This is a genomic window from Mycobacterium sp. 155, from assembly GCF_000373905.1.
GTDB lineage: Bacteria > Actinomycetota > Actinomycetes > Mycobacteriales > Mycobacteriaceae > Mycobacterium.
Genome location: NZ_KB892705.1, coordinates 3,830,899 through 3,843,774 on the forward strand (window position 1 = coordinate 3,830,899; position 12,876 = coordinate 3,843,774).

The window sequence follows — 12,876 nt, forward strand, 5'->3', positions numbered from 1 at the left end:
GTGGTGTGGCTGAACGACTGGTGGCAGCACGACATCGTCAATGGGTACAAAGGGCCGCTGCTTCTGAGCTTCGTGGCGTTCGTCGTGACTTTTCTTGCTACCCGCACGATCACGCGCTTGATCCGGGCGGGCAAGGGTCCCTTCCATAACATCAGCAGCGGTGGCGTACACATGCATCACTCGACGCCCGGCGTGCTGCTGCTCATTCTGGGGGCGTTCATGGGTGTCGGCTCGCCGCCACTATCGGCATGGACCTATGTGTCGGGAGTGTTGATCGGCGTTGGTGCATCGCTCGTGCTTGACGAATTCGCGATGATCTTCCGGCTCCAAGACGTGTACTGGTCGCAGGAGGGCCAACTGTCGGTGAACATCGTCACGCTCGCGGCGGCATGCGTCGGGCTGGCGGTGGTCGGAGTGTCTCCGGTCAATATGCATGACGTGCCGGGACCTCTCACCGCGGTGCGGATGGGCGCGGTCGCGTTTCTGGTGTTCCACTTCGTCGTGGTCGCCGTAACCGCTCTGAAAGGCAAATACCCGACCGCGCTGATCGGCCTGTTTGTCTCGCCGGTCGCCTGGGTGGCCGCCATCCGGTTGGCGCGCCCCACATCGCCGTGGGCGCGCTGGCGCTACGAGCCGACCAAGCTTGCGCACGCCCAGCGGCGCGCCGCCGAGTTCGACCGGCGCTGGGCGCCGGTACGTCGGCATTGGGACGACTTCATCGGTGGCACACCGACATCAGACAACGCACAACAGCTGAAGCCACCTGGATCTCCTGCCTGAGGGGTCGCGCCGATCGTCGCCACAGTGGCCAGCGAGCAGGTCACCAAGGCACGAGTCGCCGACTACTCGTGGTGTAGCCGAACCGTGATGAAGCCTTGACCGAATCGCCAACGCGCCAAGATGTTCGAGGCCAGAACTACCCATACCATGACGAGGTTCAACACCAGGTGGTCATCATCAAGGGGTCAGACTGATGCGGGCGGTAACTCATTGTGTTCTCGCGTTGGTCGTAATAGCCATGGTCCTATTGGGCGGTACGGCGAGCGTCGATACCGCCGCACTGCGTCTGCCGCTGAGCTCGGACATCGAATCAATTCTGCCCAGCGGAACTGCAGCCGTGGGCGTGGCGCACCCGGTGATGGTGACATTCCGGCGGCCGATCGTCAGCCGGGACGCCGCCCAGCGCGCCATTGCACTCACGTCGTCCCCCGCCAGGACCGGTAAGTTCGAGTGGCTCGATGACAAAGTCGTGCAGTGGGTTCCCGACCAGTACTGGCCGGCGCACAGCACGATCAGCCTCTCGGTGGGTGGTATGCCGCTGGAATTCAAGACTGGACCGAAAGTTGTTGGAGTGGCGAGCATCTCGGAGCACACCTTCACTGTGACGATCGACGGTGAAACGCCGATCGACATGCCCGCCCCGCACCACCTGCCCCACCTCGGGGAACCGGGTGTGCTGCTGGCCTCACTGGGGCGGCCGGAGTACGCAACCCCTGTTGGCAGCTACACGGTCCTGGGGAAGGACCGTTCTGTGACCATGGATTCCAGCAGCGTCGGCATACCCGTTGAGGCTCCTGACGGTTACCTCACCGAGGTGGAGTACGCAGTTCGCTTCACGCGCCGCGGGCTGTTCGTGCATTCGGCCCCGTGGGCCGTCGAGTCGATGGGCTTCGAGAATGTCAGCCACGGCTGCATCAGCCTGAGTCCGGCAGCCGCGGAATGGTATTTCAACACGGTCAACGTCGGTGATCCCGTCGTCGTTCAGGAATAGACGAGTGTAATCGGCTGCAGCCGAACGTAATTGGCTCGTCGAGCCTTACTTGGTATATAGGCGTGTGCCGGCCTTGCGGCGCCGGATCAGCCCTGGGGGCCAGGTTGAATCGGGACGCCCGGCGTAGGCCCGTCGGCATCGGCGGGCCTGCTGGTGGGTGCCTCCTTGCCCGTGGCTATCCCGACCAGGTCTGTGACCGGAGCGCCTACGGGGCCAGCTGCCGCCGCGATGGGGGCACCCGCGCCCGCGGGCACGACGGGAACCGGTGGGGCCAGTGGAACCGCTGGCACACCAGCGGGAGGCACCACAGGTACCGGTGGAATGCTCGCCGGTACGACGGGTACCGGTGGCGCCAATGGCGCAGCGACGCCCGCCGCCTCGACCGCCGCTGCGGCGCATGGCGCTCCTGCGACACCCGGCGCTGCAGTTCCTGCCGCAGCGTCGAGGCACTTGTACCCGCCCGTCTTGAGCGGAGTGGCCGCCGCGTCCGGGCTCAATACAGTGATGGCTACGCAGAAGCCAGTGCTCGCAGCAACTTTGACTGCGATTCGAGCAAACCTCGCCATCCCGACGGCTCCCCTGATCGTGCTCTCAAATTACCTTCGTGAGAATTTGTGCAGCTGAACGGTAGAGCGGTCCGCAGGCGGCGTCCATACGTACGTGTGATTAGTTGCGGGGTTGACATGTGCCCGAGCTGCCGCCGTGACCGCACCGATGCCGACTCGTATCTCCAGGACGGTGTGACGAAGCGACTCGCGAAACCAGCTAGCCTGCGTTGTTGGCGCGATCGGTCAGGCCGAGCCGCAGGTGTTCGCTGTGGTAGACGGCTTCGTCGAGAAGTTGGGCGACGTGATTGTCGTAGAGGCTGTAGACAATGCTGCGGCCGGTGCGGGTGCCCGCGACCAGACCGAGATTCCGCAGCAATCGGAGTTGATGGGATACCAGAGATTGCTCGAGGCCGATCGCGTCGGCCAGCTCTGTCACCGAACGTGAGCCTTGGCGAAGTTCGGTCAGGATCATCAATCGACTCGGCGTCGCGAGTGCCTGCAGCGTCGTAGCAACCTGCGCAGCGGCATCGGCGTCGAGCCGCCCGGCCGGGCGATCACGCCCTTCGACGCCATGTCCCATGTCTCCAGTCTACTAACGCCAACGAATGAAGACATGTTCATGTGTTCTGATATCGTGCGGACAGTCGTACTGATGAACGTGTGGAGGTGATTCATGCCGGCCGTGACTCAGGCGGGGCAGCGGTCCGCCGTGATCGCCGGGGCCCATCCCAAGCACCGCGAGATCTTTGATTTGCCCGAGATGCGCTGGGCTGCAGCGGCTTTGGTCTTATTTCTGATCGGCCTGGGGATGCAGCTGGCAAACGGGCCGACGTGGTCCTGGTGGATGCTCTATCTGGCCTGCTATGTCACCGGTGGATGGGAACCGGCGTTGGCCGGGCTGCGGGCGCTGCGGGAGAAGACCCTGGACGTGGACCTGTTGATGGTGGCTGCGGCGATCGGTGCGGCCGCGATAGGACAGATCACCGATGGCGCCCTGCTGATCGTTATCTTCGCGACCTCGGGTGCGCTGGAGGCGCTGGCCACCGCCCGTACCGAGGATGCTGTGCAGAGCCTGCTGGACCTGGCGCCCGAGCGCGCCACTCGAATTTCAGATGACGGTACCGAGGAGATCGTCGGGGCCGGTGACCTCGAGGTGGGTGATGTCGTACTGGTCCGGCCAGGGGAGCGCGTTACGGCCGATGCCACGGTGATCGCCGGCGCCAGTGAAGTCGATCAGGCCACCATCACGGGCGAACCCTTACCGGTGGACAAGAGTATCGGCGACGAGGTGTTCGCCGGCACCCTCAATGGCACCGGGGCGTTACGGATCCGAGTGGACCGGCGCGCCGAACACTCGGTAGTGGCCCGAATCGCCGCGCTGGTGGAGCTGGCCAGCCAGACCAAAGCCCGCACGCAACTGTTCATCGAGAAGGTCGAACAGCGCTATTCGATCGGCATGGTTGTGGTCACCGTCGCTGTGTTCGTCATCCCTCTGCTCCTCGGTGACTCGTTGCGAGGTGCGCTGTTGCGCGCGATGACGTTCATGATCGTCGCGTCGCCGTGTGCTGTGGTCTTGGCGACCATGCCGCCCCTGTTAGCCGCGATCGCCAATGCCGGCCGACACGGCGTCCTGGTCAAGTCGGCAGTGGTGATGGAACAAGTCGGTAGCACCGGCCGGGTCGCGTTCGACAAGACTGGGACGTTAACCAGTGGTACTCCGGAGTTGGCTGAAATTCGGGTTCTTGCAGCCGGTCTGACCGATGACGACGTGTTGATCGTCGCCGCGGCGGCCGAGCATCCGAGCGAGCATCCACTGGGCGCGGCGATCGTGCGCGCCGCGAGATCGCGGGGCCTGCGCTTGCCCGACGCCGTCGACTTCACCGCCCAGCCGGGCCGGGGCGTCACGGCGACGGTGAACGATGAGCACATCACGGTGGCAGCACCGCAGACATTTGGGGACGGGCTTGACGTCGACGTGCTCGCCGAGGTCGCGTCGATGCAGCAGCGCGGGTGCACCACGGTGATCGTCGGTGTCGCACGTCGTCCCATCGCGGTGCTCGGTCTGACCGATCAGCTTCGTCCCGACGCCGCCATTGCAGTGGCGGCAACCACCCGCTTGACCGGCCGCGCGCCGGTGCTGCTGACCGGCGACAACACGGCCGCAGCCACGCTTCTCGCCCATCGGGTGGGTATCACCGATGTGCGAGCAGGTTTGCTTCCGCACGAAAAAGTCAGTGCTGTCGGCCAATTGCAGACCGATGGCACGAAGGTGGCGATGATCGGCGACGGTATCAACGACGCGCCTGCGCTGGCGGCCGCCGACACAGGCATAGCCATGGGCGGCGCGGGGTCAGACCTGACGCTGCAGACCGCTGACGCGGTGGTGATCGGCGACGACCCGAACGCCGTGCCGACGGTGATCGCCTTGGCCCGCCGGGCCCGCCGGGTGGTCGTGGCCAACCTTGCCATCGCCGCCACCTTCATTGCTGTGCTTGCGGTTTGGGACTTGGCGGGCGCATTGCCGTTGCCGCTGGGCGTGGCCGGTCACGAAGGATCCACCATCATCGTCGGCCTGAACGGGCTGAGGCTGCTGCGGGATGGGGCCTGGCACGCGGCCGGCGGTATCCCGCGCTCTGCGCGAGTTGTCCCGCTCGCTGGCTACTTTCGCTCGAGCAGTTCCAGCAGATAGCTGCCGTATCCCGATTTCAGGAGGACCCGGGCGCGTGCGGCGAGCTGATCATCGTCGATGAAACCGGCTCGCCAGGCAATCTCCTCAGGCACGCCGACTTTCAGGCCCTGACGACGTTCGATGGTGCGTACATAATCGCTGGCATCAAGGAGTGAATCGAATGTGCCGGTGTCCAGCCACGCGGTCCCGCGGGGTAGTACTTCGACGGACAACCGGCCCCGATTCAGGTATGTCTGGTTGACCTCGGTGATCTCGTACTCGCCCCGAGCCGACTTGCGGAGCGAGCGGGCGATCTCGATCACGTCATTGTCGTAGAAGTACAACCCCGGGACAGCGTAGTGAGACTTGGGCGTCGCGGGCTTCTCCTCCAGCGACAGCGGTGTTCCGTCGGCGCTGAACTCCACCACGCCGTACGCCGACGGATTGGCCACCCAGTATGCGAAAATCGCTCCACCACTGACATTTTGGAATCGGCGCAGACTGGTGCCCAAACCCGGCCCGTAGAACACGTTGTCGCCAAGGGCGAGCATCACACTGTCGGTGCCGATGTGGTCGGCACCGATCACAAACGCCTGCGCCAGCCCCTCGGGGTTGGGCTGTACTGCGTAGCTCAGATTGATGCCGAATGCTGATCCGTCTCCGAGCAGCCGCTCGAATGCTGGAGCATCGGCCGGTGTTGTGATGACCAGGATGTCACGGACGCCGGCCAGTATCAGTGTGGACAACGGGTAGTAGATGAGCGGCTTGTCGTAGACCGGAAGCAGCTGCTTGCTGACGCCCGTGGTGATCGGATGCAGCCGGGTGCCTGAGCCACCGGCGAGGATGATGCCGCGCATGTCTCCCCCTACTTCGACGACGTGGACGCCGGGCTCGCTGAGTTCGGTTGCGGTGACGATGTTTCAAGGCTGTCGCGACGCAACATGTAGGCCACCTTATCGTGCACAAACACGATGCCCAAGTACATGCTCCGGGTGAATGGACCCACCGCCGCTCTCTTGCTGATTCAGCCGCTGTCGTCGTCCCACAGGAGCAATTGACGCACTGCCGGGCGTGATCCGTAGGGCTGCAGCATTTGACTGGCCGGCCGCGGGCGCACCCGTTGCGGCCACCAGAACCAGCGTCCCAGCAGCGCTGCGATGGACGGCGTCATGAACGAGCGCACGATCAGCGTGTCGAACAGCAGGCCCAGCGCGATCGTGGTCCCGATCTGACCGAGCACCCGAAGATCGCTGAACGCGAACGAGGCCATCGTGAAAGCGAACACCAGTCCGGCGGCTGTGACGACCCCGCCGGTGCCGGCCATGGCGCGGATGATGCCGGTGTTGAGGCCGGCCCCGACTTCCTCCTTGAACCGGGAGATCAGCAGCAGGTTGTAGTCCGATCCCACCGCCAGCAGCAGGATCACGGCCAGCGCCAATACAACCCAGTACAGCGGGATGCCCAGGATGTCCTGCCAGACCAGTACCGACAGCCCGAACGACGCGCCCAGTGACAGTGCCACGGTGCCCACGATGACCAGTGCGGCGACCAGGCTTCGGGTGATCAGCATCATGATGAGCAGGATCAGGCTGAGCGCCGAGATCCCGGCGATCATCAGGTCGTATTTGGCCATGTCCTGAATGTCTTTGTAGGTCGCGGCAGTTCCGCCGATGTAGATGTGGGACCCGGCCAGAGGTGTTCCCTTGACGGCTTCGGCAGCGGCATGCCGGATTGCTTCGATATGTGAAATCCCTTGGGGTGTCGCCGGATCGACGTCATGAGTGATGATCATCCGAGCGGCCTTGCCGTCCGGGGAGAGGAACAGTTTCAGGCCACGCTGGAATTCGGGGTTGGTGAAGGCTTCCGGCGGTAGGTAGAACGAATCGTCGGTCTTCGCGGCGTCAAAGGCCTGCCCCAGAGCGGTCGCGTTCGCCAGCGCCGCCGCGGTCTGGTCGTAGATTCCCGACTGGGTGGCGTAGTTCGTCATCGTCAGGTCGCGGTTGGTCTGCTGGCTGGCGATCTGCGGCGGGATCAGGGCCAGCAGTTTCGGTTGGAGTTGATCCAGCTTGTCGAGGCTCGCCGTGACATTTCCCAATTGCTCGGTGAGCGCGTCGATCCCGTCGAGCGCGTCAAAGATCGATCTCAGCGCGGCACACATCGGGATGTCGAAACAGTGTGGCTCCCAGTAGAAGTAATTGCGCAGCGGCCTGAAGAAGTCGTCGAAGTTGGCGATCTTGTCGCGCAGGTCCTGTGTCACCGCGACGGTTTGGTGGAACGCTTCCACCTGGTCGTGGGTGGCGGCTGCGCTCTGCTGCTGCAGGGCGTACTGCTGTCGAAGGATGCCGATGGTCTTGTCGATCTCACCGACCTGTTTGAGCAGATCGCGCGCGCGGGCCTGCTGGTACGCCAGGTTCTGGATCTGCGCGGCGCTTTGGGCACTGATCTGGAACGGTATGGATGTGTGGTCCAACGGAGTACCCAACGGTCGGGTGATGGACTGCACCTGAGCCACCCCGGGTGTATGGAAGACGGCCTTGGCGACTCTTTCCAGCAGGATCATGTTGGTCGGGTTCCGCAGGTCATGGTCGGACTCGATCATCAGCAACTCGGGATTCAGCCGGGCTTTCGAGAAATGCCGCTCGGCGGCGGTGTAACCGACGTTGGACGGGGTGCTCGCCGGCATGTAGGAGCCGACGTCGTAGCTGGTTCGGTACCCGGGGAGGGCGAGCAGGCCGATCAGCGCCACCCCGATCGTCACCACCAGAATGGGCCCGGGCCACCGGACGACAGCGGTGCCGACCCGCCGCCATCCCCGGGTGCGCGCCGTGCGCTTGGGTTCCAGCAGCCCGACTTGGCTGCTGAGGGTCAGTACGGCCGGTGTCAGGGTGAGCGCGGCGAAAAGCGCGACGAGGACGCCGATCGCGGCTGGAATGCCCAGACTCTGGAAGTACGGCAGCCGGGTGAAGCTCAGGCAGAAGACCGCACCGGCAACGGTCAGCCCCGAGCCCAGGACGACATGAGCCGTCCCGCGGTACATGTTGAAGTACGCGGTCTGGCGATCCTCCCCGGCGCTGCGACCTTCGTGATAGCGGCCGAGGACGAAGATCGCATAGTCGGTCCCGGCAGCGATCACCAGCAATGTGAGCAGGTTGGTGGAATACGTTGAGAGACCGATGATCCCGGAGTTGGCCAGGAAAGCCACGATCCCGCGGGCCGCGGCCATCTCGATGAGGACGGTGATCAGCACCAGAATCATGGTGACGACGGAGCGGTAGACGAGAAGCAGCATGATCGCGATCACCAGAATGGTCAGCAGGGTGACCTTGGTGGTGCCCTCGTTACCCACTTCGAACTGGTCGGCGACTTGCGGTGCGGCACCGGTGACGTATGCCTTGACGCCGGGCGGCGCCGGAGTCCGGTTCACGATGTCGCGAACCGCGTTGACCGACTCCAGCGACAGTGCCTCGCCTTGGTTGCCGGCGAGAAATACCTGGACATAGGCGGCCTTGCCGTCTTGGCTTTGCGAGCCCGCGGCCGTCAGTGGATCACCCCAGAAGTCCTGGATGTGCTGGACGTGCTTGTGGTCCTGCGATATTCGCCGAATGAGCTCGTCGTAATAGGCGTGGGCGTCGGCGCCAAGCGGCTGATCGCCCTCCAGGACGATCATCGCCGCACTGTCGGAATCGAACTCACCGAACACCTGACCGATGCGTTTGAACGCCTGCAGCGACGGTGCATCGGGCGAACTCAACGCGACGTTGTGTGCTTCGCCGACCACTTCCAACTGTGGGACGAGGATATTGGTGACCGCGGCGATGGCCAACCAGAACAGCACGATCGGCACCGAGAGCCGGCGGATCGTCTTCGCCACGGTGTCGCCGCTCATCCGGACTTGTCCAGACAGTATGTATAGGCGTTGCGGGTGTCGACCGAGCGCTCGTCTTTGATCACGTCATCGATGGTGATCCGGCAGCCGATCGAATCGCTGTTGCCCTGTGCCTGGACGTTCACGAACACCGCGGGATCGGTGGTTGTGGTGTCGTAGGACCACGGCAGCGAGGCGTCGTCGACACGCTGGGGTTGAGCGTGGACGTCCAGATAGTTGATCGACGCCACGCTGCCCGGCGGGCCGAAGACCTCAAGGACCACATGCTTGGGATTGAACGGAACGATTTCGTTCGACAGGGCGCTGGGAGTTCCGGTGTGGTGGGTGCCGAACGCGCCGTGCAGTCGATACACGGAAAACGTGGCGACCGCGATCACCCCGAGTGCGACCAACAGCATCCAACCCCGCCTGACTGAGCTGCCAATCGAAAGTTTCTGCACCCGTTAGCCTTTCGATAACCGGTGACACGATCGGTGGGGTCGGGGTCCTTCTCCTGCGGCGAAGAAACGATCGCCTTGAACGGTACGGTACGGTACAGGACTGCCTCGGGCAAGGCTTTGAGAGGATCTTGAAAGTTCGGATGCTGCCTTACATGACGGGTCGGGTAAGGCTGGGGAGCATGACGTCGTCGACAAGGGCCCGCACGGTCTCCGGACCAGGCGGCCGATTCGGGATGATCGAGCGAAAGATCAGGTAACCGGGCATCAGATCCCACAGCTCGTCGCTGATCGTGGCTTCACTGATCTCACCGCGCTCGACGGCCTGTCGCAGGATGAGCTCGAGCATCGCCTTCCGCTGGTCGAGGAACTGGTGCTGCATCGCGTCGCTCAACGCGGCATCGCGCGACACCTCAGCGAGCACCGCGCGGATGGTGGTGCCGTGCTGGTGGGTCTGCTCGCAGATCACTTGACCCACTCGCAGCAAATCGCCTCGCAGCGAGCCGGTCTCGGGAGGAACAGCCGCCTGACGGATGCCCTCGATAAAGGCAGCCAGTACCAATTCGCCCTTCGACGGCCATCGCCGGTACACCGTGGCCTTGCTCGCGCGGGCCGTCGCCGCCACGGCGTCCACGGTCAGCCGTTCGTAGCCGTGCTCCTGCAGTAACCGCAATGTGACGGCGAGCAGTTCTGACTCGCGTGGTGACCACGGAGAGGACTCTGCGGCGAGGTCGACGGTCTCGGGCACAGCGCCCACCATAGATCCGTGAGCACAGTACGGTCCAGGACCGTACTGTCGGCGCACAGGCGCCGTCAGTGGCCGAGTCGAATCTGGACGCCTTGGGCGCGCAGCTGCCCGAAGGTGTAACTGAACTCGCCGCGGTGTCCGACCGAGACGACGTAGCGGTCCTGGCCCTCGGTGACGGGGAAACTGAACGAGAAGGTGCAGTTGGTGCTGTTGCCCTTGCCCTGGCCGAGTGCCGTGGTCGCGAGGATCTCACCCTTGCCGTTCTTTACGGTGACCTGCGTGTCCCGGCCCACGTCGGAATATCCGTTGGCCCCCGCGCACGTTGCACCGTCGGAGGCGATCGCGTCCAGGCCCGCGGTGTCGGTGACGACGAAAATTCCTGAGACAGTGGCGGTATCAAGGGTGTGGAAACCCTGGGTGAACTGCGGGCAGAACGAGTCGACGGCGATCTTGTCGGCAGGCAAACCTTGCTGGGGCCCGCCGTCTTCGAGTTGACGGCACACCCGATGCCCGTGGGCGACGGCGTTGGCATCGGAATTGAACTGGTCCGTCAGCCCCGCTTCCCGCAATGCCGAGAGGTACCCGGTCTCCGGCGGAGGAGGTGGACGGCGAGCAACCGTCAGCAGCACCCACGCCACCACCGCCACCATGACGATGATGACGGTCGCGGCGGCGGTTCCGAGCCACGTCGAGCGGATCGATCGGATGGCGGGCAACTCGACATAGTCCGGCAGCATCCGGCCGCCGCCTGGATCCATCGATTGCGCTTTGCCGTCGCGCACCCGGTTCGTCGGCCGGCCCGCGGCGTAGTAGCGGCCCTCATGACGCGCCGTGGGATCCGGGCGCCACCCCGTCAGAGCCGTGTCGTCCTGCGGTCGACCACAGCGACCGCACGTGCCGCTGCGGTCGACGTCAGCACCGCAGAACGGGCACTTCCTCGATCCGCAATTCATCATCACCACTGTTATATGTCGACTCGGCGGTTGCGGTATGCAAGTACTGTGGAACGCCGGTAGGCGGTTGCCCAGCGACGGTTGTCAAAGTTCTTGTACGCGGCGGGGTTTGTGGCCTTACCCACAGCCGGTGCTGCCGATTTGGATCCCAACCCTCCCCCACGGGTAGGGTTTGGTGTTGTCGCCGAACGTGGCGGTCAGCTGAACCGCAGCGGCAGCGTTCTCGTTGAGTCCACTAATCCGACGTTCTGGCAATGCCTTTCGCGCAACGACGCGTGTTCGAGCGAGCGTATTCGATTGTGATGGTCCGCCGTGCCGGTAGTGGGTGCGGCGGCCGGAACGGAGCTGTGGTGAAACGACTGCCCGACGCGCTCTCCCCGCGCGAGCAGCAATCGGTGCTGGGTGCGTTGCGCTCGCCGCGCCGGTTGCGCACCGAGGTGCTGGCCGGCCTGGTGGTGGCGCTGGCCCTGATCCCGGAGGCGATTTCGTTTTCGATCATCGCCGGGGTGGATCCGCGGGTGGGCTTGTTCGCGTCGTTCACGATGGCCGTCACGATCGCGATCGTCGGCGGGCGGCCGGCGATGATCTCGGCGGCCACCGGAGCCGTCGCGCTGGTGGTGGGGCCGCTGGTGCGCAGCTATGGGCTGGACTACCTGATCGCCACGGTGATCCTGGCCGGTGTGCTGCAGTTGGTGTTGGGCGGCCTGGGTGTGGCCAGACTGATGCGATTTGTGCCGCGAAGCGTGATGATCGGCTTTGTCAATGCGCTGGCGATCCTGATCTTCCTGTCCCAGTTGCCGCACCTGATCGGTGTGCCGTGGCTGGTCTACCCGATGGTGGCAGCGGCGATCGTGGTCATGCTGGTGTTGCCGAAACTGACCACCGTGGTCCCCGCCCCGCTGGTGGCCATCGTGGTGCTCACCGCCGCCACGGTAGGTCTGGGCTGGTCGGTACCCAACGTGGGTGACGAAGGGCAATTACCGTCGAGTCTGCCGTCCTGGCTCATTCCTGATGTTCCGTTCACGTTGCACACGCTCGGTGTGATCGCTCCCTACGCGCTGACCATGGCCGTAGTCGGGCTGCTGGAATCGTTGATGACCGCCAAACTGGTCGACGACATCACCGACACCCACTCCAACAAGTCCCGCGAGGCGCTCGGCCAGGGCGTGGCCAACGTCGTCACCGGGTTCTTCGGCGGTATGGGTGGCTGCGCAATGATCGGCCAGACCATGATCAACGTGAAAGCCTGCGGCGCGCGCACCCGCATCTCCACCTTTCTGGCCGGTGCGTTCCTACTCGGATTGGTGGTCGGGCTCGGAGATATCGTGGCCCGGATTCCGATGGCCGCGCTGGTGGCGGTGATGATCATGGTGTCGGTCGGCACCCTGGACTGGCACAGCGTCAACCCGAAAACGTTGCGGCGCATGCCCAAGAGCGAAACCACCGTCATGCTGGCCACCGTCGCGGTCACCGTGGCCACCGCCAACCTCGCCTATGGGGTGGCCGTGGGCACCTTGACCGCCATGGTGCTGTTCGCCCGCCGCGTCGCCCACATGACCGAGGTCGTCGACATCGCCCACCCCGACGAGAACACCCGGGTGTACGCGGTCAAAGGTGAGCTGTTTTTCGCCTCCAGCAACGACCTGGTCTACCAGTTCGACTACATCGGCGACCCCGACAACGTCGTGATCGACATGAGTCAGGCCCACATCTGGGATGCGTCGACCGTGGCGACCCTGGACGCGATCACCACCAAATATGCCGCCAAAGGTAAGACCGCCAGCATTGTCGGAATGAACGACAACAGCGCCGAACGTCACGCCCGGCTCAGCGGCCAACTCACCGCAGAACACTAGCCACGCCAA

11 protein-coding genes are annotated in these 12,876 nt (G+C 64.3%); 4 read left to right on the forward strand and 7 right to left on the reverse strand.

Annotation, left to right across the window (positions count from 1 at the left end):
• Together B133_RS0118210 and B133_RS0118215 are read left to right on the forward strand one after the other, a co-directional pair.
• Window positions 1-780, forward strand: coding sequence for a hypothetical protein (locus tag B133_RS0118210; protein WP_018603075.1), 780 nt, complete (start codon window positions 1-3; stop codon window positions 778-780).
• Between the two features lie 193 nt (window positions 781-973).
• Window positions 974-1,771, forward strand: coding sequence for a L,D-transpeptidase (locus B133_RS0118215; RefSeq protein ID WP_026256587.1), 798 nt, complete (start codon window positions 974-976; stop codon window positions 1,769-1,771).
• Between the two features lie 86 nt (window positions 1,772-1,857).
• Here the strand turns inward: B133_RS0118215 and B133_RS23895 are convergent, their stop codons facing one another.
• Together B133_RS23895 and B133_RS0118220 are read right to left on the reverse strand one after the other, a co-directional pair.
• On the reverse strand, window positions 1,858-2,268 hold the full coding sequence (locus B133_RS23895) for a hypothetical protein (protein WP_085974200.1): 411 nt from the start codon (window positions 2,266-2,268) through the stop codon (window positions 1,858-1,860).
• Between the two features lie 268 nt (window positions 2,269-2,536).
• The gene (locus tag B133_RS0118220; RefSeq protein WP_018603077.1) at window positions 2,537-2,899 is read right to left on the reverse strand and encodes a metalloregulator ArsR/SmtB family transcription factor; all 363 of its coding nucleotides are present in this window, start codon (window positions 2,897-2,899) and stop codon (window positions 2,537-2,539) included.
• Window positions 2,900-2,992: 93 nt separating this feature from the next.
• Here B133_RS0118220 and B133_RS0118225 point away from each other — a divergent pair, with 93 nt between their 5' ends.
• Window positions 2,993-5,008, forward strand: a complete 2,016-nt coding sequence (locus tag B133_RS0118225; protein ID WP_018603078.1) for a heavy metal translocating P-type ATPase — start codon at window positions 2,993-2,995, stop codon at window positions 5,006-5,008.
• Here the strand turns inward: B133_RS0118225 and rfbA are convergent.
• The 5 genes from rfbA to B133_RS0118250 all read right to left on the reverse strand — a co-directional run bounded on the left by rfbA (window position 4,978) and on the right by B133_RS0118250 (window position 11,014).
• The gene (gene rfbA / locus B133_RS0118230; protein WP_018603080.1) at window positions 4,978-5,844 is read right to left on the reverse strand and encodes a glucose-1-phosphate thymidylyltransferase RfbA; all 867 of its coding nucleotides are present in this window, start codon (window positions 5,842-5,844) and stop codon (window positions 4,978-4,980) included. The two genes, B133_RS0118225 and rfbA, sit on opposite strands and share 31 nt — an antisense overlap.
• 167 nt (window positions 5,845-6,011) lie before the next feature.
• Window positions 6,012-8,873: an RND family transporter gene (locus B133_RS0118235; RefSeq protein WP_018603082.1), complete on the reverse strand. Its 2,862-nt coding sequence runs from the start codon at window positions 8,871-8,873 to the stop codon at window positions 6,012-6,014.
• Window positions 8,870-9,271: an MmpS family transport accessory protein gene (locus tag B133_RS0118240; protein WP_018603084.1), complete on the reverse strand. Its 402-nt coding sequence runs from the start codon at window positions 9,269-9,271 to the stop codon at window positions 8,870-8,872. Before B133_RS0118240 ends, B133_RS0118235 begins: the two co-directional genes overlap by 4 nt.
• 190 nt (window positions 9,272-9,461) lie before the next feature.
• Window positions 9,462-10,070: a TetR/AcrR family transcriptional regulator gene (locus B133_RS0118245; protein ID WP_018603085.1), complete on the reverse strand. Its 609-nt coding sequence runs from the start codon at window positions 10,068-10,070 to the stop codon at window positions 9,462-9,464.
• A 53-nt stretch (window positions 10,071-10,123) separates the two neighbouring features.
• Entirely contained in the window at window positions 10,124-11,014 is an 891-nt protein-coding gene (locus B133_RS0118250; protein WP_232423321.1) for a DUF732 domain-containing protein, read from the reverse strand.
• A 251-nt stretch (window positions 11,015-11,265) separates the two neighbouring features.
• Here B133_RS0118250 and B133_RS0118255 point away from each other — a divergent pair, with 251 nt between their 5' ends.
• Window positions 11,266-12,867: a SulP family inorganic anion transporter gene (locus B133_RS0118255; protein ID WP_369751460.1), complete on the forward strand. Its 1,602-nt coding sequence runs from the start codon at window positions 11,266-11,268 to the stop codon at window positions 12,865-12,867.
• Window positions 12,868-12,876: the final 9 nt, after the last annotated feature.